Source organism: Streptomyces sp. RB17 (genome assembly GCF_009604455.1).
Lineage (GTDB): Bacteria > Actinomycetota > Actinomycetes > Streptomycetales > Streptomycetaceae > Streptomyces.
In genome coordinates this window covers 1,156,623-1,182,667 of sequence record NZ_WEGL01000002.1, presented here as the reverse complement: position 1 = coordinate 1,182,667, position 26,045 = coordinate 1,156,623, and the positions used below count along the sequence as shown (strand labels likewise).

The 26,045-nt window shown below is 71.0% G+C and carries 24 protein-coding genes and 2 pseudogenes; 11 read left to right on the top strand and 15 right to left on the bottom strand.

All coding sequences use genetic code 11. The annotated features are described in order from the left end of the window. The first annotated feature begins 146 nt into the window (after positions 1 to 146). Entirely contained in the window at positions 147 to 2,417 is a 2,271-nt protein-coding gene (gene yicI, locus SRB17_RS12365; protein WP_153537602.1) for an alpha-xylosidase, read from the top strand. Positions 2,418 to 2,765: 348 nt separating this feature from the next. Then, positions 2,766 to 3,160 (top strand): annotated as a pseudogene (locus tag SRB17_RS12360) (LLM class flavin-dependent oxidoreductase); the annotation flags it as partial. Positions 3,161 to 3,396: 236 nt separating this feature from the next. Here SRB17_RS12360 and SRB17_RS12355 read toward each other — a convergent pair. The 8 genes from SRB17_RS12355 to SRB17_RS12320 form a co-directional block, all read right to left on the bottom strand. After that, on the bottom strand, positions 3,397 to 4,638 hold the full coding sequence (locus tag SRB17_RS12355; protein ID WP_153537600.1) for an RNA polymerase sigma factor: 1,242 nt from the start codon (positions 4,636 to 4,638) through the stop codon (positions 3,397 to 3,399). Beyond that, positions 4,625 to 4,966, bottom strand: coding sequence for a YciI family protein (locus SRB17_RS12350; RefSeq protein WP_153537598.1), 342 nt, complete (start codon positions 4,964 to 4,966; stop codon positions 4,625 to 4,627). Before SRB17_RS12350 ends, SRB17_RS12355 begins: the two co-directional genes overlap by 14 nt. A gap of 129 nt (positions 4,967 to 5,095) precedes the next feature. Beyond that, positions 5,096 to 6,391 (bottom strand): FAD-dependent oxidoreductase, encoded by a 1,296-nt coding sequence (locus tag SRB17_RS12345; protein ID WP_153537596.1) that lies wholly within the window; start codon positions 6,389 to 6,391, stop codon positions 5,096 to 5,098. A gap of 49 nt (positions 6,392 to 6,440) precedes the next feature. Further along, a complete protein-coding gene (locus SRB17_RS12340; protein ID WP_153537594.1) occupies positions 6,441 to 7,130 on the bottom strand; it encodes a flavin reductase family protein in 690 nt (229 codons plus the stop codon). 65 nt (positions 7,131 to 7,195) lie between these two features. Next, complete coding sequence (locus SRB17_RS12335) at positions 7,196 to 8,212, bottom strand: cytochrome c oxidase assembly protein (RefSeq protein ID WP_228395952.1); 1,017 nt, start codon at positions 8,210 to 8,212, stop codon at positions 7,196 to 7,198. Between the two features lie 260 nt (positions 8,213 to 8,472). Next, positions 8,473 to 8,979, bottom strand: coding sequence for a lamin tail domain-containing protein (locus SRB17_RS12330; protein ID WP_323375340.1), 507 nt, complete (start codon positions 8,977 to 8,979; stop codon positions 8,473 to 8,475). A 333-nt stretch (positions 8,980 to 9,312) separates the two neighbouring features. Continuing rightward, on the bottom strand, positions 9,313 to 10,977 hold the full coding sequence (locus SRB17_RS12325) for an alkaline phosphatase family protein (protein ID WP_153537592.1): 1,665 nt from the start codon (positions 10,975 to 10,977) through the stop codon (positions 9,313 to 9,315). A 166-nt stretch (positions 10,978 to 11,143) separates the two neighbouring features. Further along, positions 11,144 to 11,695, bottom strand: coding sequence for a YciI family protein (locus SRB17_RS12320; protein ID WP_153537590.1), 552 nt, complete (start codon positions 11,693 to 11,695; stop codon positions 11,144 to 11,146). Positions 11,696 to 11,817: 122 nt separating this feature from the next. Between SRB17_RS12320 and SRB17_RS12315 the strand changes: the two genes are divergently transcribed. Next, entirely contained in the window at positions 11,818 to 12,450 is a 633-nt protein-coding gene (locus tag SRB17_RS12315; RefSeq protein WP_228395951.1) for a class I SAM-dependent methyltransferase, read from the top strand. A gap of 65 nt (positions 12,451 to 12,515) precedes the next feature. Beyond that, positions 12,516 to 12,854, top strand: coding sequence for a PIG-L deacetylase family protein (locus tag SRB17_RS12310; protein WP_228395950.1), 339 nt, complete (start codon positions 12,516 to 12,518; stop codon positions 12,852 to 12,854). Positions 12,855 to 12,938: 84 nt separating this feature from the next. Here the strand turns inward: SRB17_RS12310 and SRB17_RS12305 are convergent, their stop codons facing one another. From SRB17_RS12305 to SRB17_RS12295, 3 genes are read right to left on the bottom strand one after another with little or no spacing between them, the layout of a single operon-like run. Continuing rightward, on the bottom strand, positions 12,939 to 14,132 hold the full coding sequence (locus SRB17_RS12305; protein ID WP_323375338.1) for a DSD1 family PLP-dependent enzyme: 1,194 nt from the start codon (positions 14,130 to 14,132) through the stop codon (positions 12,939 to 12,941). Positions 14,133 to 14,144: 12 nt separating this feature from the next. Then, positions 14,145 to 14,777 carry a helix-turn-helix transcriptional regulator gene (locus SRB17_RS12300; RefSeq protein WP_323375337.1) on the bottom strand — a complete coding sequence of 211 codons (633 nt, stop codon included), beginning with the start codon at positions 14,775 to 14,777 and terminating at the stop codon, positions 14,145 to 14,147. 34 nt (positions 14,778 to 14,811) lie between these two features. Beyond that, on the bottom strand, positions 14,812 to 15,831 hold the full coding sequence (locus SRB17_RS12295) for a helix-turn-helix transcriptional regulator (protein WP_153537588.1): 1,020 nt from the start codon (positions 15,829 to 15,831) through the stop codon (positions 14,812 to 14,814). A 110-nt stretch (positions 15,832 to 15,941) separates the two neighbouring features. Between SRB17_RS12295 and SRB17_RS12290 the strand changes: the two genes are divergently transcribed. The 3 genes and pseudogenes from SRB17_RS12290 to SRB17_RS45365 all read left to right on the top strand — a co-directional run bounded on the left by SRB17_RS12290 (position 15,942) and on the right by SRB17_RS45365 (position 17,750). Then, complete coding sequence (locus SRB17_RS12290) at positions 15,942 to 16,442, top strand: hypothetical protein (RefSeq protein ID WP_153537586.1); 501 nt, start codon at positions 15,942 to 15,944, stop codon at positions 16,440 to 16,442. A gap of 101 nt (positions 16,443 to 16,543) precedes the next feature. Beyond that, positions 16,544 to 16,759: pseudogene (locus tag SRB17_RS47565) on the top strand (amino acid permease); the annotation flags it as partial. 109 nt (positions 16,760 to 16,868) lie between these two features. Next, entirely contained in the window at positions 16,869 to 17,750 is an 882-nt protein-coding gene (locus SRB17_RS45365) for an amino acid permease (protein WP_194294001.1), read from the top strand. On the opposite strand, the gene htpG is transcribed toward SRB17_RS45365, so the two are convergent. Continuing rightward, on the bottom strand, positions 17,713 to 19,614 hold the full coding sequence (gene htpG, locus SRB17_RS12280; protein ID WP_153537584.1) for a molecular chaperone HtpG: 1,902 nt from the start codon (positions 19,612 to 19,614) through the stop codon (positions 17,713 to 17,715). The two genes, SRB17_RS45365 and htpG, sit on opposite strands and share 38 nt — an antisense overlap. A 222-nt stretch (positions 19,615 to 19,836) precedes the next feature. Here htpG and SRB17_RS12275 point away from each other — a divergent pair, with 222 nt between their 5' ends. The 4 genes from SRB17_RS12275 (at position 19,837) to SRB17_RS12255 (ending at position 22,854) form a co-directional block, all read left to right on the top strand. Next, complete coding sequence (locus tag SRB17_RS12275; RefSeq protein WP_153537582.1) at positions 19,837 to 20,187, top strand: DUF1330 domain-containing protein; 351 nt, start codon at positions 19,837 to 19,839, stop codon at positions 20,185 to 20,187. A gap of 233 nt (positions 20,188 to 20,420) precedes the next feature. After that, complete coding sequence (locus SRB17_RS12270; protein WP_153537579.1) at positions 20,421 to 21,038, top strand: TOPRIM nucleotidyl transferase/hydrolase domain-containing protein; 618 nt, start codon at positions 20,421 to 20,423, stop codon at positions 21,036 to 21,038. A 591-nt stretch (positions 21,039 to 21,629) separates the two neighbouring features. Then, positions 21,630 to 22,445, top strand: coding sequence for an NPP1 family protein (locus SRB17_RS12260; RefSeq protein WP_228395949.1), 816 nt, complete (start codon positions 21,630 to 21,632; stop codon positions 22,443 to 22,445). A 103-nt stretch (positions 22,446 to 22,548) separates the two neighbouring features. Then, the gene (locus SRB17_RS12255) at positions 22,549 to 22,854 is read left to right on the top strand and encodes a hypothetical protein (RefSeq protein WP_153538316.1); all 306 of its coding nucleotides are present in this window, start codon (positions 22,549 to 22,551) and stop codon (positions 22,852 to 22,854) included. Between the two features lie 43 nt (positions 22,855 to 22,897). Here the strand turns inward: SRB17_RS12255 and SRB17_RS12250 are convergent, their stop codons facing one another. From SRB17_RS12250 to SRB17_RS12240, 3 genes are read right to left on the bottom strand one after another with little or no spacing between them, the layout of a single operon-like run. Beyond that, entirely contained in the window at positions 22,898 to 23,479 is a 582-nt protein-coding gene (locus tag SRB17_RS12250; RefSeq protein ID WP_323375336.1) for an NAD(P)H-dependent oxidoreductase, read from the bottom strand. Next, the gene (locus tag SRB17_RS12245) at positions 23,476 to 24,468 is read right to left on the bottom strand and encodes an RNA polymerase sigma-70 factor (RefSeq protein ID WP_323375335.1); all 993 of its coding nucleotides are present in this window, start codon (positions 24,466 to 24,468) and stop codon (positions 23,476 to 23,478) included. Before SRB17_RS12245 ends, SRB17_RS12250 begins: the two co-directional genes overlap by 4 nt. After that, positions 24,465 to 25,403: an NAD-dependent epimerase/dehydratase family protein gene (locus SRB17_RS12240; RefSeq protein ID WP_228395948.1), complete on the bottom strand. Its 939-nt coding sequence runs from the start codon at positions 25,401 to 25,403 to the stop codon at positions 24,465 to 24,467. The genes SRB17_RS12245 and SRB17_RS12240 overlap by 4 nt, the downstream gene beginning before the upstream one ends. Positions 25,404 to 26,045 lie beyond the last annotated feature (642 nt).

Below are 26,045 nucleotides of genomic sequence, written 5' to 3'. Positions count from 1 at the left end.
CACCCAAACCTAGATAGTCGCAGTTCAGCGACCATCTGCGCGCCCAGTTCGACCTCGCGATCCGCTGTGCGCTGTGTACGATCGAATCGCCGGGTGGCAGTCTCCGCAGTCCCCCGCCGACCAATCCCTCTCCCCCGAGGAAGACCATGAAGTTCACCAACGGGTTCTGGCGCATACGCGACGGCGTCCAGGTGGCGTATGCCACCGAGGTGCGCGACGTGCGCACGGAATCGAAGCGCTTCACCGCCTACGCTGCCGCGCAGAAGGTGACGCGCAGAGGGGACACGCTCAACGCGCCGCTCCTCATCGTCGACTGCTTCTCGCCTGCCGAGGGCGTCATCGGTGTCCGTGTCACTCATCACGCCGGCAAGCGGCACCCGGGGCCCGACTTCGCCCTCGCGGCCGAGCCCGGCGGGGCGGGCGAGGTACGCCGGGACGGCACCGTCACCGAGCTGACGAGCGGGCCGCTGACACTGCGCCTGGACCGTGCCGCGCCGTGGTCCCTGGCCTTCCACGACGCGGACGGACGAGAGCTGACCAGGGCCGGCCGCAAGGGCACCGCCTTCGCCACCACGGACGACGGCACGCACCACATCCTGGCCCAGCTCGCGCTCGGTGTCGGCGAGCAGACCTACGGCCTCGGCGAGCGCTTCACTCCGTTCGTCAAGAACGGCCAGGCCGTCGACATCTGGCAGGCCGACGGCGGCACGAGCAGCGAACAGGCCTACAAGAACATCCCGTTCTACCTGTCCTCGCGCGGCTACGGCGTGTTCGTCAACCATCCCGGCAAGGTCTGCTTCGAGGTCGGCTCGGAGTCCGTCGGGCAGGTTCAGTTCAGCGTCGAGGACCAGACGCTGGAGTACTACGTCGTCGCCGGTCCCACGCCGAAGGACGTCCTCACCCGCTACACCGCTCTCACGGGCCGTCCGGCGCTGCCGCCGGCCTGGTCCTTCGGGCTGTGGCTGACCACGTCCTTCACCACGGACTACGACGAGCGGACGGTGACGTCGTTCGTCGACGGCATGGCCGAGCGCGGCATTCCGCTGTCGGTGTTCCACTTCGACTGCTTCTGGATGCGCGAGTACCAGTGGTGCGACTTCGCGTGGGACCCGGAGGTCTTCCCCGACCCCGAGGGCATGCTCGCCCGGCTGAAGGCCAAGGGGCTGCGGATCAGCGCCTGGATCAACCCGTACATCGCGCAGAAGTCCCCGCTGTTCGACGAGGCCGCCGCGCTCGGTCACCTGGTGCGCCGGCCGAACGGTGACGTGTGGCAGTGGGACCTGTGGCAGGCCGGCATGGGACTGGTCGACTTCACCAGCCCGGACGCCCGCGCATGGTTCCAGTCGAAGCTGAAGCCGTTGCTGGACCAGGGCGTGGACTGCTTCAAGACCGACTTCGGCGAGCGCATCCCGACCGACGTCGTCTGGCACGACGGCTCCGACCCGGAGCGGATGCACAACTATTACACCCACCTGTACAACCAGACCGTGTTCGAACTGCTCGAGAAGGAACGCGGACAGGGCGAGGCAGTGCTCTTCGCCCGCTCGGCGACCGCCGGAGGCCAGCAGTACCCCGTGCACTGGGGCGGCGACTGCTGGTCCTCCTTCGAGGCCATGGCCGAGTCCCTGAGGGGCGGCCTGTCCCTGTCCCTGAGCGGCTTCGGCTTCTGGAGCCATGACATCGGAGGCTTCGAGGGGACGCCCGACCCGGCGGTCTTCAAGCGCTGGCTGGCCTTCGGTCTGCTGTCCTCCCACAGCCGCCTGCACGGTTCGTCGTCGTACCGGGTGCCGTGGGAGTTCGGCGACGAAGCCGTGGCCGTGGCCCGGCAGTTCACCCTGCTCAAACACCGGCTCATGCCCTACCTGTACGGCGCGGCCGTCGAGGCCCACGACACCGGTGTCCCGGTGATGCGGCCCATGGTCCTGGAGTTCCCGCACGACCCGGCATGCCGGACGCTCGACCGCCAGTACATGCTCGGCGCCGACCTCCTGGTCGCCCCGGTGTTCAGCGAGGACGACGAGGTGGAGGTCTACCTCCCCGACGGCACCTGGACCCACCTCCTCAGCGGCGAGCAGGTCGCCGGCCCGGCCTGGCGCACCGAACGGCACGGCTACGACAGCCTTCCGCTCTACGTCCGCGAGGGCGCCGTCCTGCCGCTGGCCTCGGACGACCGCCGGCCCGACGGCGACTGGCTGGCCGATCCGACCCTGCTCGTCCACCCGTCGGCAGCCGCCGAGCACACCACCCGGGTCACCGTGCCCGACCCGACGGGCGCGCCGGCCGCCGTGTTCCACGTCCGGCGCACGGGAAGCGTCGTACACGTGACCGCGGACGGCACCGACCGCCCCTTCACCGTGCGCATCCTCGGGGGCGCGAGCGCGACGGGGACGAGCGAGGTGACCGTCCCACTGGCATGACGTCCCGCCACCCGGCACGGCCGTCCGCGAGATCGGGCCGCTCGGTGTGCCGGCCCGAGGTGCCCCAACGCCGGAAGCCATGGCGATACGGCGGTCTGACGGGCCGGCCTCACCGGTGCTCATCGCCGAACCGGACGCCCTCACTCGCAACGCCTCACGCATGGCGCAGCCTTCGCGGTCCTGAGGGTTCGCCCTGCGTGGGCTCGCCAAGAGCCACAAGAGTGTGCAGCCGGGACCACACATCATCGGCGTGTTCGGGTCGCCGAGGCCTGGGGGGCCGACGCTCCCATCGCGCTGGGCTACTAGCCGCGCTCACCGACCGGATGCTGGTGGGATCCGGGGTCATGGACCGGGGAAGTCGCCGACGGCTGGGCGGGCACCGGCTTCGTACCCGAGGGCGCGGACGGCGCCTACTTCACCCACCTCGACGACGGCCTGACCCGCCGCGGCCGTAACCGCGGCGACCTGGACGTCTGCCAGGGCGCCGAGGTCGCCCTCGCGGCCGACGAGGAGTCCCTCGGCGCGATGACCGACCGGCGCAAGGAGGAACTGGCCTTCAGTCTGGGCGGCATGGGGTCGGCGTCCACCAACTTCTACGGCTGGCCGAGGTCGCCGCCGAGGTGCGCGAGCGTCGGCAGGCCGGCGCCCGGGACGGCGCGGCGGCGCTGGTGACCGACGAGGTGGTCCTGGCCACGACGCTGATGGGAGTCCGGGGCTCTCAGTTGCGAGGAAGCAGGTCGTGGCCCGGCGTCCTCCTGGCCTCCTACCTTCTGAGCAGTCGCCCGGTCGGCCGGTATCGGCCGTCGGTTGCGCGCATCCCTCCCGGACGACACGAAAGCAGAACACGGCATGCGTAACACCACCCTCGGCACCCACGGGCCAGAGGTCGGCGTCATCGGGCTGGTCCCGGCCCCCGTGGGCGCCCGGTACTGACCGTCCTGTCTCCGTGCTCCTCGCCGGTGACCGAAGGGCGACTCTCCTACCTCGATGGCTCCAGGCGGGCCGTGAGCAGGGAGCGCTCGGCGGGGTTGGCGGTGAGGCGGAGAGCCTGTCGGTCGGCCTCGGTGGCCTCCGTGTCGCGGCCGAGGTCGCGCAGGAGGGCGGCCCGGGTGGCGTGGAACAGGTGGTAGCGGCCCAACCGGTCGGCGAGAGCCTCGACTTCGGCCAGCGCGACGGCCGGGCCGTCGGTGTGGCTGATCACGACGGCGCGGTTCAGACGTACGACCGGTGAGGGGTCGACGGCCAGGAACATGTCGTAGAGGCGCAGGAGTTGGGGCCAGTCGGTCTCTTTCCAGGTGGGCGACTCGCAGTGTACGGCGGCGATGGCGGCCTCGATCTGGTACGGGCCCGGCCTGCCGAGCTTGGCCGCCCGCTCGATGAGTGCGGTGGCGCTGCGGATGCGCCGGGTGTCCCACCGGGTACGGTCCTGCTCCGCGAGCGGAATCAGCCGTCCCTCGCTGTCCAGACGGGCGGGCCAGCGGGCCGCGTGCAGGCGGATCAGGGCCAGCAGGGCGAGCGGTTCCGGCTCGCCCTGCAGCGAGCCGGCGAGGAGGGCGGCGAGCCATTCGGCGTCGTCGACCAGTTCACGCCGTACTCCCAGGTCTCCCCCGGTGGTGAAGCAGCCCTCGTTGAAGACGAGGTAGACCACACGCATGACCTGGGGCAGTCGTGCGGCGCGCTCCTCGGGCTCGGGTGCGCGGTAGGGGATGCCGGCGGTGGCGATCTTCTTCTTGGCCCGGGTCACCCGCTTGGCGAGGGTGGCCTCTGGTACCAGGAACGCCCGCGCGATCTCGGCGGTGGTCAGGCCCACCACGGCGCGCAGGGTCAGCGCGACCTGGGCGTCCGGGTCCAGCGCCGGATGGCAGCAGGTGAAGATGAGCCGCAGACGGTCGTCGGGCTCGCGCTCGGCCGTCTCGGGCAGCGCCTCGATACGGGCCGCGAGCTGCGGAAGCCGGTCCTGGAAGCGGCCCTCGCGGCGGATTCGGTCGAGGGCCTTGTTGCGCGCGCAGGTCAGGAGCCAGGCCCCGGGCCGCCTGGGCGGGCCGGTGCTCGGCCAGTGCCGCAGCGCCTCGACGACGGCCTCGCTGACCATCTCCTCGGCCAGGTCGAAGTCGCCGAGCAGGCGGACCAGGCTGGCGGTCAGCCGGCCCGCCTCCTCGCGGAAGACCCGCTCGATCAGCGACCGGGTGTCCCGGACGCCCGCCGGGTCAGCGCTCGACAAGCGGACGCACCTCCACCTTCCCGTCGGGCACCGGGAAGCTCGCGGCCAGCTCCAGGGCGGCGTCCAGGTCGGGCACCTCGACGACCGCGTAGCCGCCGATCGCCTCCTTGGCCTCCAGCAGCGGGCGGTCGATCATGGTGGAGCGGCCCTCCTCGACCACGACCGTGGTCGCGGTCTCGGGTTCGCGCAGCTGCTGGGCCTCGATGATCGTCCCGTCGGTGCGGTACTTGGTGAACCACTCCATGAGCCGGCCATAGACCTCGCCACGCTCCTGGTCGGAGCCCTCTTCCTGCCAGGCGCCGCGGGTCAGCAGCAGTACGTACTTCATGGTGTCCTCCTCAGCCGAGTTTCCTGTCTGCCTTCACGACGAACAAGCCGGCGCCGACAGGACAGGGACGCCCCGAAAACTTCAGGACCGACCTTCGACCCGGTCATCAGCCGACCATCGACCCGACCGTCAAGGGGACATCTCGGCGGCGGTGTCCGCCGCGCCGGGCGGCGCCGTGGTGCCCGGCCGTGCCCGGCGGACGGCCGAGCCGGGCGGCCGTTCCTTGAGTGCGCCGTAGCCGATGAAGTACGCGGGCAGCCGGCGCATCCACCGTGACTCGGCGAGCAGGCGTGCTATGCGCTGGGCCCTCGCCTCACGCCCGAGGGGTGGCCGGCCCTGCAGGACGGGAGCGATGATCCTGGCGTGGGCCACCCGCTGGAGGGTCTGGGTGACGACCGTGGTGGGACGGCGGCGGCGCTGCAGACGGCGTACGTCGGCCGGGCGCACCCTCCCCCGGCGCAGTGGCTCGGTAAGGTAGCGGGCGGCGGCCACGGCGTCCTGGACCGCGAGGTTGATGCCGATGCCGAAGATCGGGGACATCGCGTGCGCGGCGTCGCCGATGCACAGCAGGCCGGGCCGGTGCCAGCGGCGGAGGCGATCCAGTCGTACGTCGAGGAGCTTGACCTCGTCCCACGAGCGCAGGGCGTGCACACGGTCGGCGATCCAGGGCACCGCCGCGGTGAAGTCGGCCCGGAAGCGGTCGAGGCCGGCGGCGCGGCGCTGTTCGTCGGTGCCCTTGGGGATGATCCCGGCGCACTGCCAGTAGTCGCCGCGGTCGATCATCGCGGTCAGGAAGCGGTGACCGGCGGCGCCGTAGAGCCCCTGCGGGTCGCCGTCCCGGCGCGGCAGCCGGAACCACCAGGCGTCCATCGGGCAGGGGAAGCGGCGCAGGCGCAGTTCCGGGCGGGAGCGGGCCAGTGATCCGCGGCCGTCGCAGGCGACGGTGAGCAGGGCGCGCAACTCGCCGGTGCGGCCGTCGGCGGTGCGGTAGCGCACCCCGTTGACACGTCCGGATTCGATCAGGAAACCGGTCGCCTCCGTGTTCATCCGCAGCTCGAAGGACGGCTCGCGCCGGCCCTCGTCCGCGAGCAGGTCCAGCAGGTCCCACTGGGGCACCATCGCCACATAGTTGTAGGGGCCGCGCAGGACCGAGAGGTCGCCGACCGTGACCGCCGAGCCCTCGGGTCCGATCGGCAACTGGACGGTGCGGACCCGGCGCTGCGGCAGCTCGGCGAAGCGTTCGGCCAGACCGAGCTCGTCCAGCAGGGCCAGGGTGGAGGGGTGGACGGTGTCGCCGCGGAAGTCGCGCAGGAAGTCGCCGTGCTTCTCCAGCACCGTCACCGGGACACCGGACCGGGCCAGCAGCAGAGCGAGCACCATGCCTGCGGGGCCGCCTCCCACGATGCAGCACGTGGTCTGTTCCATGGCGGTTTCTGCCCTTCACGAGACCAGTAATTCACCATGCGGCGAATATCTAGCGTACTCCTCCGGACGCCTTCCGACCTCCCGCGCACCGCGCCGCCGCGCCGGTCGGCGGCGTCTCGGAGACGCCGCTGTGGCCGAGTTCGGGGCCGAGTCCGAAGTAGTGCCGGAAGTTGTAGATCAGCGGGCTCCAGGCCGCGGGCTCGATGTGCTGGGTTCCGGGGACCAGCAGGCGTGGATCGGCGTGCACCTTCAGCACTCCGGCCTCGACGATCAGGAAGTCACCGGCGGCGTCGGTTCCCACCCGCACGGCCCGCGCCTCCAGCTGGATCGGGCACTCGGCCACCCGTGGTGGGCGGACCGTGTGCGAGGTCTGGGCCCGGAAGCCGGCCGCCGTGAACTTGTCCGGCTCGTAGCGGGCGCGGCGGGGTCCGCGCCCGGCCGCTGCGGGCCGCCCGGTGAGCTCGCCCAGGCGCTCGACGGCCGCCCACTGCCCGGGTTCGGGCAGACTGATCACCAGCTCCGGCCGGGCGGCCAGGTTCGCGCCGGTCTGGCCGTGCCTCCCCAGCCCCAGCACCACCACCTGCCCGAGCGCCCATGCGGACGAGATCGGCGCCAGGTTGAAGGTGCCGTCGGCGTTCTCGGTGGTCAGCAGCACGACGGGGGTACCGAAGTAGAGGATGCTCGGTGTGATGGCCAGGTGGCTGACGGTGTTCCGGGCCGGGTGCGGTGCCGTTTCCATGCGGTGACGGTAGGGCGCCGACCGTTCGGCGGGAGCCGAACCGTGCACGCGCGATCATGGCGGGCTCACTGCTCCCGGTGCTGGCTCCGGATCCGCGCGGCCACCTCGTTCTGTTCGGTCTCCCACCAGGGGCGCACCCGTTCGGGAGCGCCTGCCTGACCCTGGTCCGGGGAAGGCGCCGTGACGGGCGCGAGTTCCGCGTCGAGGCGGCGGTCGAGGGCCACGGTCTGGACCCGCTCCGCCCGCGCCCACTGGAACAGCAGCGCCAGCAGGAACGGCAACGCGACCAGCTCGGCGATGCTGAGCATCGCACCCCCGCCGATCTGCTGGTCGTGCTGGACGTCCGGGGACCACACCGGCGCGTGGTGCAGGTACCAGGCACCCGCGATCAGCGTGCCGTGCGTCATCACCACGATTCCCGGAACCGCGTCGACGATGCCGTCGAGGAACACCAGCGCCGCTCGCACGGGGTGGGTACACCAGGCGGGCAGTGCCTCTTCGTGGGTCAGCATCGGTACGACGAACAGGGAACCGGCCGCGAGCAGGTGCAGATACATCAGCTCGTGCAGCCAGCCCACGCGCAGGGCGGTCTCGAAGTACGGCGTGAAGTACACCGTCAGCTCGGTGCCGAGCACCAGGGCCGTGCTGACCAGCGGGAACGTCAGCACCCGCACCAGGCGGCCGGTCATGGCCCGGCGCACGCGTCCGGCGGCCGTCTCCGGCAGTGCCTCGACGGCGAGCCGCAGCGGATCGCCGAGGGCCAGGCCCAGCGGTGCGACGAGGTCGAGGAGGATGTTCTGCACGGCGGCCGGCCAGAACAGCACGTGGTCGTAGACGGCCAGGGCGGACATCGTGGCCACCACCAGCGCTCCGAGGCCGAGCAGCGCGAACGCGGCGACCCGGGCGGGTGGCCAGGAGACGCCGCGCTTGCGCAGCCGTGAGACGCCCCAGCCGTAGAGGGCGCCCAGGACGATGACCAGAAGCAGCGCGGGGACGTCCAGGTGCCACGTGGACAACAGACGCCCCGTGGTCAGCTCGGGGAGCTGGCCCGCCGACAGTTCGGTCATCGCGTGACCATCCATGCAGATCGTCCTCCTTCGGCTCGACAGGGAAGAACCTGCTCGGATCCATGACGGCACGACGCTAGTCCCCCGCGGCCCGACGGCGGGCAGCGGGGTGCCGCACGCCGGGGTGAAAACCGCGGATCACGCGGGACCGCCCAGGGCGTGCCGCCGGCGCCGGAGAGGGGACAGCCCCGGACGGCGCGGAGGCCGTCCGGGGCTGGACCCGTGCAGGTGTGCCGGCGGTGGTGCACCCGTGGCAACGGCCACAGGCGGGTGGGTCAGCGGCGGTGGCCGCCGACGTGGTACTCGACGGCGCCGCGGTGGCTGCGGCCCCAGGTGACGGCGTCGACGAGGCGGCCGCGGTCGTTGCGCAGGGTCGCGGTGTCGGCGTTCACGTCCCACACGCGGGTACGGCGGTCCTGGTAGACGTCGGTCCTGGTGTCCCAGCCGACTCCGGTGTGCACGCGCACGGTGGCCCGTCCCGCGAGCCACACGTGATGGAAGGTGTAGGTGTGGCCGTCCCGGTCGGACAGCGTCCAGTGGTCCAGGTTCCTCGCACGGCGGGAGTCGTTCGTGACGTCCACCCACTGCTTGTTCAGCGAGCGGTTGGAATGGTCGCCCCGGAACTGCCAGGCGTGCTGTACGCCGCTGATGTACACCCCTGCCGGGTGCGTACGCCACGGCTGGTCACCGGCAGCCGCGGCCGGGAGCGCCACGGCGCCCACCGTGGCGGCGGCCACGGCGGCCACGGCGGTCATACGGCGGACGGAAGAAGAAACGGACACGAGGTCCCCCTTCACGAGGATGCGTGGTGGGAGTCGGCGACCGGTCGGCCGCACACGCACACCCTGCAACCTATGTCCCTGTTTGTGAGGGAAACGCGCATGGCATTACGGATCCTGCATAAATCCATGACCGTCACCTGTAATGTCCATTTATGTTCTGAATGCAGGACGTTGATGGTCCATCAGTCGCGCTCACCGTGGAAACACGAGCCCGAGGCAACCAACCTCGGATTCCGCCACCCCACACGCCACCCGAGCCGTCCACCCGAAAGTGTGTAACAGACCAGTACGCCGTCCGGGGCAGATGCTTGAGTGGCGTGCGGGATGCGAGGGTCAGCGCACGGGAAGTGCCGCGGTGTGCTCGATGCGGACGGCGTCCAGGTCCCGCGCGTCGAAGCCCAGCAGCCGCAGGATGGTCGGGGCGATCTGCGTGGTGTGCACCGGTCCGTCGACGCGTACGCCGTGCGGGGTGGCGGCGCCGGAGACGACGAGCGGGACGTCGAGGTCGTCGGCGTGGGCGCCCCCGTGCTCGGCGATCTTGCCCTTGCCGCCGGTGTAGACGACGCCGTACCGGGCGACGCCGACCAGGTCGGGCACGCGGGAGTCTCCCGGCCGGGCGTGCAGGTACCGGGCGGCGTCCGCACCCGCGTAGAGGGACTGCAGACCGCTCGCGGTGAAGGGCCTGGCCTTGCCGTCGATGTCGTTGCCGGTGCCGGACTGCGCGAGCAGGTAGGCCTGGGCGAAGTCGGTGGCGGCCCGGGAGCGGTCGGTGAGCCAGATCAGCATGGCGTCGTCGTCCACCGCGTGGGCGACGAGGTCGCCGGCGCCCGGGTGGGCGGACTTCCAGGCGGAGTTGAGGCCGTCGAGCAGCGGGCCGTCGTCGATGCGGGTCAGCGCCGTGGGGTCGATGGGCGACTGTCCGTGCTTGGAGGACAGGATGACGGTGGTGCTGCCGGAGAGGTGCTGCTTGCGCAGTTCGGCGAGGAAGGCGCCGACCTGCCGGTCCACGAAGTCGAGGTTCTTCACCAGAAGGAGACCGGGCACGCCCTTGGCCGCATAACCGCCCGTCAGACCGTCGGAGGTCGGCAGCTTCTGGGCGGTCGAGACGGACTGGAAGTTCATGCCGAAGACAGCCGGCGTGCCGACCTTGTGGGTACGGCCATGGTCGTAGCCGTCGATCTCGTTGAGCACGGCCTGTGCCTTGTACCCGTCGTACTGCTCGGTCGCGGCGTTGTCCTTCGTCCAGTCACCCGCGTCGTAGCCGATGGCCTTGCTGTTGATCTCGGGCGTGAACAGGTCCTGGATACCCTTGCCGGAGGGGCCGTTGAGGATGTCGTAGGCGGCGTGCTTGTCGGACCACGCGGTGCGCAGGCCGCCCGTGCGGACCACGTCGAAGACGGTGTTCACCCGCAGGTAGGAGTGAGGGTAGAGCGGTCTGCAGGTCTTCGGGTCGACCGGGAGCTTCGACGGGTCGATGAGACTGGCGGGGTCGCCGGTCATCTGCAGGATGCTGCCGGGCAGGCCGCTGAGCCCCTGGCCGGCGTCGAGGGAGTCCTTGTTCTTGTCCAGGTCTTCGGTGAGGTCGATCTCGGTCCCGGGCTTGGCACCGGCGCAGTCGGTCGTGCCGGCGGGCAGGAGGGCGGTGCTGTAGGTGTCGTCGTAGTAGACGCCCGTGGTGCCCGGGTCGCCGCCCGTGAGCTGACCGATCATGCCCGGGAAGGAGTCGGAGGGGTTGGTGGTCGCCGCGTGGGTGTACTGCACGCCACCGGCGGTGAGTTGGGCGAGCGCCGAGTGGGGGTGCCGGGCGAGGTACCAGGCCAGGTCGGACTGGTGCAGACCGTCGACGGACAGCAGCAGGACATGCCGGGCGGCCGGATGCGGGTGTGCGGAGGCGTGCGCCGAGCCGGGCGCGGTCGCGGCGGTGAGCGCGCCGACCGCGGCCAGCGCGGCCGCGGCCGCCGTGACGGAACGTGCGGGGCGGGCCGGACGTCGGGACATGGCTTCTCCTCGGACTGTGTCGAACCGGCGAGCGGGTGTGCGTCGTGCACCGACATCCGAGAGGCGGAACATGTACGCCAGCGGGCCGTCATGCCGTGTTCAGCCCAAGAAACGCATCGGCGCGGGCAAAGACTTACGCCACTTCGCCGTCCCCCTCAACGGTGGCTCATTGTTGCCGTCCGCCGAACTGCCAGTTGTGGACCTCGATCTCGGCATACCGGTCCACGGTCAGCACGGCCCGTGCCGAGTCCGGGTCCGGGGCGCGGACCAGCGCCGCCGTCCCCAGCCAGGTGTTGCCGTCGTCGGACAGCAGCGGCCCGTATGCGATCAGCTCGTCCAGGACGGGGGGCACGGCGAGGTCGGCGGCCTGCCCCCGGCCGAGGCCGAGCACGAGGTACCGCGAGCCGCCGGTCCGTCCTCCGGGGAAGTCCCACATGGTGCGGCCCAGCATGTTGCGCCATCGGCGCAGCAGCACGTCACGGTACACACCGGCCTGGTAGCCGGGCTCGCCGAAGGCGAACGCCCGGGCGGCGGCGGGATCGGGCAGGTCGACGATGTGCACACTGCCGGTGGGCACTTCGCCGTCACCGGTGAGGGTCGGACCACGGGCGATCATCTCTTTGTCGAACCGGTCCATGTAGGACCAGTGCGCTTCCAGCAGCTCCATGCGCAGCGCCAGGGAACCTCGCCGGTCACGGTGGTAGCAGAAGAATTCCATGCCCGCAGTCTGTCGTTCCCGGGGCGCGACGGCACATCGATTGTCACGGAGGCCGCCGGCACCGGCCACTGCAGTGATCTTCTTCATGGCCGCCTGGCCCAAGGAATCGTAGGATCCCGGACATGAGCAGTGACGCGACCAGCGCGCAGTTGCAGGGGATGGACAGCACCGCCGGATACGCGGAAGGGGCTGAGGCGTTGGCCGAGCAGTACGAGAGCGTGACCTTCGCCGAGGTGCACCGCGAGGTGCTGCATCTGATCCCCGCCCGGCCGGGCAGGGTGCTGGACATCGGGGCGGGCAGCGGGCGTGACGCGGCGGCGCTGGCTGCGCAGGGCCACCGGGTCGTCGCCGCCGAACCCACCGTCGAGCTGCGCTCGCTGGGCCGGCGCCGCCACGCCGACCGGCAGATCGAGTGGACCGATGACGCGCTGCCCGAACTCCCCGGCCTGATCGCAGCGGGGAGCCGCTTCGACCTGATCCTGCTCACCGCGGTCTGGATGCATCTCGATGAACGGCAACGCGCCCTGGGGATGGGCCGCGTGGCCGGCCTGCTCGCGACGGGCGGACGGATCATCCTCTCCCTGCGCCACGGCCCGGTACCGATGGGCCGCCGCATGTTCCCCGTCACCGCGCAGGAGACGATCGGTCTCGCCCGCGGACACGGCCTGGACGTCCTCCACCACGCCCAGCGGGAGGACCCGCATGGCCGCCCGGGAGTGTCCTGGACCTATCTCGGCTTCGAGCTTCCTCGGTGAGCGGCGGGCCCAACTCCGCGCATGGGTCCAGGGTCGTCGGTGCGGAAGTGGTCCAGGATGGGTCCATGGCAACCGTCCTGGCTTTTCACGCGCATCCCGACGACGAGGGGTTCCTCACGGGCGGCACGCTCGCGCGAGCCGCCGACGAGGGACATCGTGTGGTGATCGTGGTCGCCACGGACGGGCTCATGGACGCCGTGCCGGAGAGCGGAGCGCCACGGCTGGACGAACTCCGGGCGAGTGCTGCCGTGCTGGGCGTGCAGCGTGTGGTGCATCTGGGGTATGCGGACAGCGGCCATGGTGCGGTGCTCTTTCCGGATCCGCCGGACCGGGCACGTTTCGTGCGGGCGGATCCGCCGAGATGCGTCCGGGCTGGATGGCCGTGTGGATGCCGTCGGAGATGACTGCCGCGAGATCTGTTGGAGTCACAGGGCCGACGCAAGTGGGGCCGACGGCCCCACCGACATCGGTTTTCCGGGTGCTGGTGCTCACCAGCCGGTGACACGAGGCCAGAAGGTCTCGATCGTCGGTGCCGGGCCGCCGCCGGTGGGGCGGGTGCCGTCGATGACGTGATAGCCGCGGTGCTGGGCAGCGGTGGCGCACGCATGGTTGGGCAGGATGCGCAGGCGGGTGCCCACCGGCAGGTCGGGCAGGTCGGCGCCGTCGCGGGCCGTGAGCGTGCCGTGCTCCTGGCTCGCGGCCGTCATGACCAGGCCCGGAATGACGTTGCCGGCGAGGTCGGTGACCAGGCCGTAGCCCTGGTCCTGGGCCTGCGCGGCCGTACCGCGGTCGCGCGACATGGCCATCCAGCCGCCGTCGGTCATGATCCACCCGTACTCGGGGCGGTGACCGATGACGGTCACGACCACCGACACGGCGATGTCCTCGACCCGGCAGACGCCGAGACCGGCCATGACCAGGTCGAAGAAGACGTAGTTGCCCGCGCGCAGTTCGGTGACGCCGGTGAGGTCCTCGGCGGCGTGCGCGGTGGGGGTGGAGCCCACGCTGACGACGTTCACGGGCAGACCGGCCGCGCGCAGTCGTTCGGCGGCGGCCACGGCGGTGTCGCGTTCGTTCTTCGCCGCCCGGCGCTGTTCCTCGGCGGTGCAGGCGAAGTAGGACTCTCCGGCGTGGGTCAGGACGCCGTCGAGACAGCCCGCGTCGTGCAGCACGCGCCCGATGGCGAGGAGTGCGGGGTCGTCGGGCTTGAGGCCGCCGCGGTGGCCGTCGCAGTCGATCTCGATCTGGGTGGGCAGGGGTATGCCCGCTCGGCGGGAGGCGTCGGCGACGAACGAGGCCTGCTCGACGCTGTCCAGCAGGATGCGCAGGGTGATGCCGTGGCGCAACAGGGCTGTGACGCGAGGGAGTTTGTGCGGGTCGATGCCCACGGCGTACGTGATGTCGGTGTAGCCGACGTTCGCGAACGCCTCGGCCTCCGCCAGGGTGGAGACGGTGACCGGACAGGGCGTGCCGGAGTGCAGCAGAGAAGCCGCGTCGAGGCTCTTGGCGGTCTTGACGTGTGGACGCAGGGTGACCGCGAGCCGTTCGGCCCTGGTCTCGAGGCGCGCGATGTTCCGCCGCATCGTGCCGACGTCCACGACGGCGAACGGGGTGTCCGGATCGGCCAGGGTGCGCGGGGCCGAAGGGGCGGCGTTCGCCTGGATGTTCACCGGAGGATGCACGGAAAGACGTCCTTACTTGGCATAGTTGTAGACGGTCGCCCGGGACACACCCAGCAGGTCCGCGATGGTCTGCGCGGCGTCGCGCGAGTCGAAGTATCCGTCCCGCTGCAACTGCCGTACGAGCGCCTTCTTGTCCCCCCGGCTCAGCGAACGGGGCGTCGCGGCGCGCTCCGCCGCATGCGCCTCCACCGCCCGACGCAGCTCGCGCGCGGTGCGGTCCCGCAGGGTCTCCAGGGGCTGCTCGCGGTGCTCGGTGTCCGTGGCCACGAGGTTGGACAGGGTGAGGGTCACCGGCGACAGCACGGACACGTCCAGGTTCAGGCAGAGAGCCGCGATGTACTCCCCCGCGGCGTTCTTGATGCCGATGGACGTGCTTTTCGCGGGCCGTCCGTCCGGAAACTGGTTGGGGTAGTTCTGAATGACGCTGGGGTAGTCGGGATCCTCGATGCGGGCCAGGCCCAACTCGGTGGCGCAGTCCCCGACCTGACGGCCGGAGAGGTTGTTCTCGATCGCCCGGATCGCGTGCTCCGGATCCCGCAGGTCGTGCAGCACCACCTCGCACAGGCCGGGGAACATGCGCCCCAAGGCTACGGCGATCTTCTCGGCCTCGCGGATGAGGTGCTCGTCCGCCTGCGCCTCGTCCACGGGAGCCTCTCCAGAAACTGCTTAGACTGATTTTCTATCTCTGGATGTCCAGTCTAGGCGAGGCCTCGTGTTTGTCCAGCGGCCGGCGGTAGGTGTCGGCCAGGGCACTGATCGTCTGTGTCATCAGTGCCCGCAGTCCGGCGGGCGCCACGACCTCGGCCTCCGCGCCGAGGCTCAGCAGCATGCCGACGGCGTGTTCGGCGGACTCGATGGGGATGACGGTCTGGACCCGCCCGTCGGGGCCCGGCGGCCCGGCGCTGTCCAGGGCGGCGTGTGCCACTGCCGGTTCCATGAGGTCGGGCAGCTGCGTCAGGATCCGTGGGGTCAGTCGTACGACCGCTTCGCCCCGGAGCCGGCGGGCGTCGAAGTCGGCCAGGTAGGTCTGCCAGTGTGCGGCCAGGTCGAAGTCATGAGGGCGCTCGAAGCGGTCCTGCAGCACCTGGGTCCGGAGGAGCTGGGAGACGCGGTAGGTACGGACGCCTGCCGGCCGGGCCGCCACCAGGTACCAGCGGCCCGACTTGAGCACCAGCCCGTACGGGTCGAGCGTCCGGGTCACCTCCTGGGGCGCCGTCCACCGCCGGTAGCGGACGCGGATGCGGCGCTGCCGCCACACCGCTTCGGTCACCGCCGCCAGGTGCGGAGTGGGATCCGCTTCGGCGTACCAGCCGGAGGTGTCCAGGTGGAACCGCCGCCGTATCTCACCGGTCCGGTCGCGCAGTTCCTCGGGCAGGGCCGCCGTCAGCTTGAGCTGGACGGTGGCGAGTACGGTGCCGAGCCCCAGGTCGGCGGCCGGTCCGGGCAGTCCGACCAGGGAGAGCGCCTCCGCCTCGTCGCGGGTCAGTCCGGTCAGGCGGGTGCGGAAACCGTCGAGCAGTCGGTATCCGCCGTCGTGTCCGGGATCGCCGTAGAGCGGGACTCCGGCCGCGGAGAGCGACTCCATGTCCCGGTACACCGTGCGGACGGACACCTCCAGTTCGTCTGCCAGCTCCTGGGCGGTCATCCGGCCGCGGGTCTGGAGCAGCAACAGGGCGGACAGCAGTCGGCTCGCACGCATGACGGAAGTCTGCCCCACTCCACTGACATGGTCTGTCAGGGAAGCCGGGCTACGCTCCCGGCCGGGCGTGCACCCCACGCACGGACGGACACGGCAAAGGACATGAACAGATGAGCAACACAACCACCCGCAAGCCCGGCATCGGCGACTTCGACTTCCTGGTGGGCACCTGGGAGGTGACGAACCGGCGGCTGGTCGCACCGCTGACCGGCAGCACCGAGTGGGACGAGTTTCCGGGCACCGTGGTGTGTCACGGCACCCTGTTCGGCGGGGCCGCCAACCTCGACGAGATCAGCTTCCCGACCAAGGGCTTCAGCGGCCTGACACTCCGCCTGTTCGACCCCGTTCGCGCGCAGTGGTCTCTGAACTGGGTGAGCAGCCGGACCGGGAGGCTGCAACCACCTGTCGTCGGCCGGTTCCACGACGACGGACACGGCGAGTTCCACGGGGACGACACCCACGAAGGCACCCCGGTCCTGTGCCGCTTCACATGGTCGCGGATCACACCGGTCTCCGCTCACTGGGAACAGGCGTTCTCGACCGACGGCGGGCGGAGCTGGGAAACCAACTGGACCATGGACTTCCGCCGGACCGGGGAGACTTCCGCGTGACCAGGGCGCCTGCCGCGCAGAAACCCCCGACCCCGCCCGTCGGGAGTCCGACCGTCTGACAGGGGGCGGCGCTGTACGTCGGCGCGGTCCTCGGCACCGGCGTGATCGGCCTCCCCGCGCCGGCCACCCGGGCGGCCGGGCCCGCCCCACTGCTCGCCTGGCTCGGGCTGGTGCTGTCGTCGGTGCCGCTCCCGGCCACGTTCGCGGCGCTCGGCGCCCGCTACCCGGACGGCGGAGGGGTCTCCACCTACGTCCGGCACGCCGTCGGCGCACGGGCGGCGGCGGTGGTCGGCTGGTGTTTCTCTTTCGCCGTACCCGCGGGCACTCCGGCTGCGGGCATGTTCGCCGGTGCGTACGTCGCCGACGCGTTCGGCGGCGGCCGGCGCCCGCTGCTGGTCACCGCCGCGGGCTGCTGGTCGCGGGGCGGTGGCCAACGGATTCGGTCCGACGGTCTCCGGCCGCATGCAACTCGCGCTCGCCGTGCTGCTCGTCGCGCTGTTGCTGACCGCGCTGCCGCACACCCACCCGCGGAACCTGCGTCCGTTCGCGCCGCACGGCTGGACCGCGATCGGCTCGGCCGCGGCACTGCTGGTGTGGAGCTTCGCCGGCTGGGAGGCCGTCACCCACCTCGCCGCAGACTTCCGGCGTCCGGCACGTGACCTGCCCCGCGCCACCGCCGTGGCCGTCGCCGTCGTGGGCGTGCTGTACCTCGCCGTCGCCGCCACCAGCGTCCTGGTGCTGGGCCCGGCCGCCGGCACCTCCGACGCCCCGCTGGCCGAACTGCACGCCCCGGGCATCGGCGGCACGGTCCACGTGCCGGCCGCGGCCGCCGCTGTGCTGCTCACGCTCGGCACGATGAACGCCTACTTCGCCGGCGCGGCCAGGCTGGGCGCCGCCCTCGGTCGCGACGGCGCGCTGCCCGCACGGATCGACCGGGGCGGCAGCGTCGGCGAGGTGCCACGCCGCAGCCTGGCGGTCGTGACGGGGCCGTCGGGCCTCGCCCTGGCCGCAATCGCGCTGGGTGACGGCACGGCCGCCGCTCTACGGCTCCTGCCCCGAGGCAGCCCGCCGCACAGCTCTGCGCTCCTCGTGCTCGCCGCCCTCCTCGTCCTGACGGGCTGGTACCTGCCGTGGCCGCTGGTCATCACAGCGAGCGCACTGTACTGCCTACGACGGCACCGAGCGGAGAGTTCGGTCACGGTGCCTTCCTACGCGGGCGGCGGCCTGTCCCGCATCCCGGGACAGGCCGCCGGTGTCCGGCGGTGCCTGGTTACAGCGCGCGTTCCAGGCGGTCCGCCATCAGCTTGACGAAGCGGGCGGGGTCCTTCGGCTGTCCCCCCTCGGCGAGTACCGCCAGACCGTGCAGGAGTTCCGCGGTCTCGGTGAGCTCCGTGCGGTCCTGGCGCTCCTTGTAGGCCTGGTTGAGGCCCTTCACCAGCTGGTGGTCCGGGTTGAGCTCCAGGATCCGCTTGGCGCGGGGAACTTCCTGGCCCATCGCGCGGTACATGTTCTCCAGCGCCGGGGTCAGGTCGTTCGCGTCGGAGACGACACAGGCCGGGGAGACGGTGAGTCGGGAGGACAGGCGGACCTCCTTGATGTCCTCGTCCAGTTGCTCCTTCATCCAGCCGAGCAGGCCGGCGTAGTCCTCGTGCTGCTTCTCCCGCTCGCCGTCGGAGGTGTCGTCGTCCTGGGCGTCGAGGTCGATCTGCCCCTTGGCGACGGACCGCAGCTTCTTGCCGTCGTACTCGCCGACGGCGTCAGCCCACACCTCGTCGACCGGGTCGGTGAGCAGCAGCACCTCGATGCCCCGGTCCCGGAAGGCCTCCATGTGCGGGGAGTTCTCGATGCTCTGCCGGGACTCGCCGGTGAGGTAGTAGATGTCGTCCTGGCCGTCCTTCATCCGCTCCACGTAACTCTTGAGCGTGGTCGGCTCGGTGTCGTCGTGCGTGCTCGCGAACGACGCGAGGGCGAGGACGGCGTCGCGGTTCTCCGGGTCGGTGACCAGTCCCTCCTTCAGGACGGTGCCGAACTCCCGCCAGAACGTGGCGTATCGCTCGCGGTCCTTGGTCATCATGTCCTTGACCGTGGACAGGACCTTCTTCGTCAGCCGGCGCCGCATCATCTCGATGTGCCGGTCCTGCTGGAGGATCTCGCGGGACACGTTGAGCGAGAGGTCGGCCGCGTCGACGACGCCCTTGACGAAGCGGAGGTACGACGGAAGCAGCGCCTCGCAGTCGTCCATGATGAAGACGCGCTTGACGTACAGCTGCACACCACGCCGGAAGTCCCGCGTGAACAGGTCGTGGGGAGCGTGCGCGGGCAGGAACAGCAGGGCCTGGAACTCGAAGGTGCCCTCCGCCTGCAGCCGGATGGTCTCCAGCGGGTCGCGCCAGTCGTGCCCGATGTGCTTGTACAGCTCGTGGTACTCGTCGTCGGACACCTCGTCACGCGACCGCGCCCACAGTGCCTTCATCGAGTTGAGCGTCTCGGGTTCGGGCGCCGTGTCTCCGTCACCGGTGCCCTCGGGCACCATCCGGATCGGCCAGGTGATGAAGTCCGAGTACCGCTTGACGATCTCCCTGATCTTCCACGGGGAGGTGTAGTCGTGGAGCTGGTTCTCCGGGTCGGCGGGCTTGAGGTGGAGGGTGACCGAGGTGCCCTGCGGTGCGTCGTCGACCGGCTCCAGCGTGTACGTGCCCTCGCCGCGCGAGGTCCAGCGGGTGCCCTGGCTCTCGCCGGCGCGCCGGGTGACCAGGGTGACCTCGTCCGCCACCATGAAGCCGGAGTAGAACCCGACGCCGAACTGTCCGATCAGCCCCTCCGCCCCGGCCGCGTCCTTGGCCTCCCGCAGCTCCCGCAGGAACGTGGCGGTGCCGGAGTTGGCGATGCTGCCGATGAGCTGCCCGACCTCGTCGTACGACATCCCGATGCCGTTGTCCCGCACGGTGAGGGTGCGGGCGTCCTTGTCGATGTCGATCTCGATGTGCAGATCGGACACGTCGGCGTCCAGGGAGTCGTCCCGCAGCTTCTCCAGACGCAGCTTGTCCAGCGCGTCGGAGGCGTTGGAGACGAGCTCACGCAGGAAGACGTCCTTGTTCGAGTAGACCGAGTGGATCATCAGCTGCAGCAGCTGACGGGCCTCTACCTGAAACTCGAGCGTTTCAGTCGGCATGTTCGCGCATTCCTCACTGGTGTTATCGCCGGAAGTGATGCCAGCCACTGTAAAACACCATGTCAGGACCTCGGCCGGAGTTGCCGACGGTGGCTGGATCCAGACCCCGTGGCCCGGCCCGGTTCCGTTCCGCCCCTGGATTACCTGGCAGGTCATCGACCGCGGCGCGCACCGGCGGCAGGATCGTGGGCAGCACAGCAGCCGACCGAACGGAGGGACAACATGACCGCCTACGCGATCGCTCACCTGCGCGAGGCCGCTCCGCACCCGGAGATCGCCGAGTACATCGCGCGCGTCACCGCCACCTTCGAGCCGTACGGCGGCCGGTTCCTCGTCCACGGCAGCCCCCACGAGGTGAAGGAGGGCGCCTGGCCCGGGCACGTCGTCGTGATCGGCTTCCCGTCGATCTCCGCGGCACGCGCCTGGTGGGACTCCGCCACGTACCAGGCCATCGCGCCCCTGCGTGCCCGGCACATCGAGGGCGACATCATCCTGGTGCCGGGCGTGAGCGAGGACTACGACGCGACCGTCACGGCCCGGGCCATGCTGGAGGCTCTTCCCGCCTCCCGTTGAGGCGGTGCCCGTTCGGGAGTGAGCCGAGGACCCCGCGGTTCCGGCGGACGAATTCGGCGAACGGCAGGGCTGCACGGCCGGTGAGATCGAGCACGGTCGAAGTGACGGTCTCGGCACCGCCGTTGCGGTAAGCCGGGCAACTCCTGTGAGCGCGTCGGCGTGGAACTGCGCGGTGATCGACAGCCGACGGATATTGCCTGTCGCGCCGGCCGGAAAGGGCGGAGACTCGTCTCATGGCTGACATGAGGTCGTTCCGAGAGGCGGTCACCGCGTGGGCGGCCGGTGGGCCCGGCGGCCCCGTGCGCGAGCTGGCCGCGCGGCTGCCGGTCCGGGCCGCCGTTCTGCTCGAAGGGCTGAGCGACGTGGCGGCGGTCGAGGCGCTGGCCGCGGGCCGCGACCGGGACCTGGCGGCCGAAGGCGTCTGCGTTCTGTCCATCGGCGGTGCGATGAGCGTCGGGCGCTTCGCCCGCCTCCTCGGGCCGTCCGGCCTGGGTCTGCGCCTCACCGGACTGTGCGACGAGGCGGAGCGTGGCTACTACGCCCGCGCTTTGGAGGGGGCCGGCTCGGCGCAGCACGGGTTCTTCGTCTGTACGGCGGATCTGGAGGACGAGCTGATTCGCGCGCTGGGCGTGACCCGGGTGCAGGAGCTCGTTCGAGCGGAGGGCGAACTGCGCGCCCTGCAGAGCTTCCTGCGTCAGCCCGCGCAGCGGGGCCGCTCCTCGCACCAGCAGTTGCGGCGCTTCCTGGGCACGAAGAAGGGGCGCAAGATCCATTACGGCCGCGTCCTCGTCGAGGCACTCGCCCCCGACCGCGTACCCGCCCCGCTCGACGGCCTGCTGACCAGCCTGTGACCGCGGGGCGACGCCGGTCCTACCTCATCATGCCCGCATGATCGAAGGCATCCGCACCGACGAGGCCCCGTTCGTCCGCTTCCCCGACGGCACCGAGCCGCCCCTGTCCCAAGCCCGACCGTCAACAGGGTGTACCGCGAGTCCTTCGCGGACTGCCCGCAGTTTCCGGCCCGGACGACCGTCGTCACGCAACCCGTGCGTGACGACGTGCGCATCGAGATCGACGGTGTGGCCGTCCTGGGGCGGTAGCGAAGGGGCCTCACGAGACGGCCCCCGGCCGGCACATCTGTGAGAGGACGTCGACCACGCCCTGACGGACCTGCCGGTCGGCGGCATCCCCCGGCACTCGCCCCGGTGGATCCCGGTCACCGTGTTTCTGGTGACGACCTTGTCCCCTCAGGACGGTTCGGATGCGCGGGCGAGCATCCGCTGTCGGGACTCCTCCGCCTGCGCCGAGGGCTGGAACGCAGCGCCAACTGCCGTACCTCTCCCCTTACTTCACTCCTTGACGAAAGTAGGTCAGCTCCTTTAGGTTCACGTCGTCTCAGCGGCGCGCCACCCCCTCCCCCACGTGAAAGGCGCCCCCAACTCATGGCCGAGTCCCCTTCCCAAGCCGCCGGCACCAAGACGTCCGGTGTCAACCGTTCGCGACGCCTGCGACGGTCCGCCCCGGTCGGCGCCCTCGCCGCGCTGGCCCTCGTGCTGTCCCTCCCGGGCCGCGCCGACGCCAACGTCCTGCAGCTGCTGCCGCAGAACGCCGACGGACTGGAGCAGACCTTCTCCCCCGCCTACGACTACGACGGCGACGGCTGCTACGCCACCGCCGCCATCGGCGCCGACGGCACCATCAACCCGGGTCTGAAACTCGGCGGCGACGTCAACGGCCACTGCCACGACTACGCCCAACTCGCCAACGCGAACACCTACTCACGCGAGAAGTGCAACAACGGCTGGTGCGCCGTCATGTACGCCAGCTACTTCGAGAAGGACCAGGCGACCTACGGTCCGGCGGCCATCGGGCACACCCACGACTGGGAACACGTCGTCGTGTGGATCAACACCAACGAGGTCCAGTACGTCTCGGTGTCCCAGCACACCGGCTACCAGGTGGCCGCCCGCTCCTCGGTCCGCTTCGACGGCACCCACCCGAAGATCGTCTACCACAAGGACGGCCTGTCCACCCACGACTTCCGCTTCGCCAACAGCAACGACGAGCCGCCGGAGAACGTGACCGGCGGCTGGTTCTACCCGCGTCTGGTGGGCTGGAACGGCTACCCGGCCGGTTTCCGGGACAAGCTGATGAGTGCCGACTTCGGCGCGGCCACCATCAAGATCAGGGACAGCGACTTCGCGTACGCGCTGGCGCACTCCATGCCCTCGGGCATCCCCTTCGATCCCAACGCCTGACCCCGGAGACGCGCCGGATATTCCGTTGAGGCTCCCATGGACGGACCATAGGGTCACCGGCATGTCTCTGCGCCTTCACATGCGTCAAGCCCTGCGAGAAGCGATGCGTGCCCGCGACAAGGTCGCGGTGAGCGCCCTGCGTTCCACCCTTGCCGCGGTGGACAACGCCGAGGCGGTGCCGGTGAGCTCGGCCGAGCTGCGCGGCTCGGCGATCGAGCAGGTGCCGGTCGGTGTCGGCGCCACCGAGGCTGCCCGGCGGGAGCTCACCGAGCAGCACATCACCGACATCGTGCGAGCCGAAGCCGACGAACGGCTCACGCTCGCAGCGCAGTTCACGGCCCCCGTGCAGGCCGGCCGGGCGTCGCAGCTCCGCGCGGAGGCCGCCGTTCTGCTCCGTCTCCTCGACTGATCCGGCACCAAGGAGCATGGGGGGCGGGCCCGGCTTCACCCATTCAGGCGGTGGCGGGAGCCGCCGCCCGGAGCGGGGCGAGTGCCTCGGCCCAGGTCAGCAGTTCGTCGACCAGGCCGTGCACCTCGGGCACATGCAGCTCCTGCGGACGGAAGTCGGTGAAGCTCACGAAGTCCTCGCGCAGCGACAGCGCCACCTGCGGTCCGATGTCCGCCATGCGCAGCACGCCCGCCTGGGCGCGCAGCTTCTGCACCGCCATCACCGCGCCGAAGACGCCGTAGCCCACGTAGCCGACCGGCTTGCCGCCCCACTCCTCGTGGAGGTAGTCGATGGCGTTGGTCAGGGAGGCCGGAGGGGCCGTGTTGTATTCGGGTGTGACGACGATGAAGGCGTCGTACGAGCCGATCCGCTCGGCCCAACGCCTGGTGTGCGGTCGTCCGCCCGGCGCCACGCGTGCCGGGACCGCCTCGTCGAGCAGCGGAAGCGCGTAGTCCTTCAGGTCCACGACCTCGAAGTCGGCCGCGTCGCCCGCGTGTTCGGCGGCGAGGTCCCGTACCCACGCGGCCACCCGGTCGCCCTTCCGGCCGGGGCGGGTGCTGCCGATGATGATGCCGATCCTGATCACGTCCGATTCTCCTGTTCTGCTTCCGGTACGAACTTGCGTGTGGCGGCAGGGTCTGCCGGTTCCTGACCCGCCATGTCCAGGCGAGCCCGCTGTGCTTCGTGCAGCAGGGCCCAGGCATCCGCGACCGGGCCCATGTGGCCGAGCTTGTCGGGATTGCTGACCGTGCGGATCGTCTGGATACGCCCGCCGAGGACGTCGAGGGTCCAGATGTTGACGACTCTGCCGTCGCGATCGCGAAAGACCGCGCCCGGCCGGCCGTTGACCTGACGTGGCTCCATCACTCCGCCGATACGGAGGAACGGCAGGAGGAGCTGGTCGAGCATCTGGCACATCTGGTCGACGCCGTGGATCCCCCCGGCCCACCGCGGGGCCTTGCCGCCGCTGTCCGCGGCCATCTGGACGTCGTCGGCGAGGAGTTGCCGCAGCCCGTCGACGTCACCCTCCTTCAAGGCGTCGAAGAACCGTCCCGCGAGTTCCTCGCGTTCCTTCCGGTCGGCCTCGAAGCGGGGCCGGCCGGCGTCCATGTGGCGGCGCGCGCGTACGGCGAGCTGGCGGCAGGCCGCCTCGGAGCGTCCCACGGCGGCGGCGATGTCGGGGAAGCCGAAGGCGAACACCTCCCGCAGGACGAAGACGGCTCGTTCGAGCGGGCTGAGCCGCTCCAGCAGGAGCAGGCAGGCCATGGACAGCGAGTCGGCCAGTTCCGCCGCGTGCTCGGGGTCCTGGTAGGGGTCGGTGAGCAGTGGCTCGGGGAACCACGGTCCGACGTACTCCTCGCGCCGCACGCGGGCCGAGCGCAGCACGTCGATCGAGAGGCGGGTGACCGTGGCGGAGAGAAACGCCCTGGTCGACGTCGGCCGGGTCGGGGAGAGGTCGTAGCGCAGCCAGGTCTCCTGGACCGCGTCCTCGGCCTCGGCCACGCTGCCCAGGATGCGGTACGCGATCGAGAACAGCAGCGGCCGCACTTCCTCGAACTCCTCGACCCGGCTCACGCCAGCCCCTCCTTGAAGCCCTGGCGCCACGAGGGATGGCGCAGCTGCCAGCCGAGCTCGCGCTTGGCCTTGGCGTTGGAGAAGCCACGGCCCTCGGTCATCATCGTCACCACGACCTCCCCGGCCAGCAGCCGGGCCAGCCACTTCGGCACCCTCCTCGGCGGCTTGGCGCCCGCGCAGGCCGCCAGATGGGGCAGCCATGCGCTCTCGGGGGCGGGTTCGTCGTCGACGATGTTGAAGGCGCCCCTCGCCTGCTGCTCCACGGCGAGGACGGTGGCGCTCGCGGCGTCGTCGAGATGCACCCACGAGGCGTACCCGGTGCCGTCCCCGACCAGGGGGAACTGCCGCTTGCGGACGAGTTCGAGCTGGTCGTCGGTGGCGCCGGGCCCGTAGAACCCGCCGTAGCGCAGGATCGCGCCGCCGGCTCTGCCGACCGCGTCCTCGACGTGACGCAGCGCGGACATCGCCGCGTACGCGGGCGTCCCCTCGTGCAGGTCCAGGGGGTCCTCCTCGGTCTTCACCCATCCGCCCTCGCGGATTCCGTTCCAGTTGGCGTAGCCCTGCGCGACGACGTGCGGTACGCCGGTCGCCTCGGCCGCCGCCAGCAGGTGGTCGGTTCCCTCGGTGCGCAGCCGGATGGTGGGCGCGGACCATCGGTCGAAGTGCTTCAGATCGGGTTTGCCCGCGTGCGCGAGGCTGATCCCGGTCATCTGGTGCACGATCACGTCCGGCCGGGCGGCCGCCACCGCCTCTCCGACGGACACCGCGTCCAGTCCGTCCATGACGACGGCTTTCGCGCCCAGTCTCTCGGCCTGTCCGAGCTTGGCCGCGCTCGTCGTCGTGGCCGTCACCTGGTGGCCCCGGGCCACGAGCTGGGGCACCAGCCGTCGCCCGAGCACGCCGGTCCCGCCCGCCACGAACACCCGCATGACCATCACCTTCCTGATCCCAAGTCGTTCTCCGGGATCTGAGACGAGACAGCCCGGCCGTCTGTGACATGCGCGAGATCGCCGTCGTGCATCTCGCCCCGATCAATCGCCGGTCGGCGCACCGACGGCCGTCTGTCCCTGTGTCATGAGGCCCTGGCCGGACGGCTCTCGGGGCTGGACACGCATGCCGACGGCGCGATCCGCGTTGTCGCGTGCCACGACGCGCTGATGCGCCGCCGGGTGGATCCCCCGGCGCTCGACCGGGCGTCGGCGGACCTGGCCGAGTACGCACCGGGGACTCGGCCGCACGGCACGAGGCGGGACGCTCCGCGTCGCTCGGGACGGCCGGGAGACCGCGGCCCCGCCGTCGACGGCTTCCGGCACGGCGCGGGTCGCCCTCGACGGGGAGGTGTTCGGCACGATGCTGCTGGACCGGCTCGCTCTCTCGGTCGCCGTCGTCGGTACGGCCCGGCGCACACCGGCACCGCGGACCCGTCGCCCCTCGGAGAGCTGGGCCTGCACGCGCTGCCGGCCGCCTTCGCACTCGGCTTCCTGGCCATCGCCGCGACCGGGGGCTCCAGGCCGCCCCTGCCGGCTGCGGCGGCTGCTTGGCCTGGTGGGCCCGCGCCGGCCGGGGCGTCGTATCGA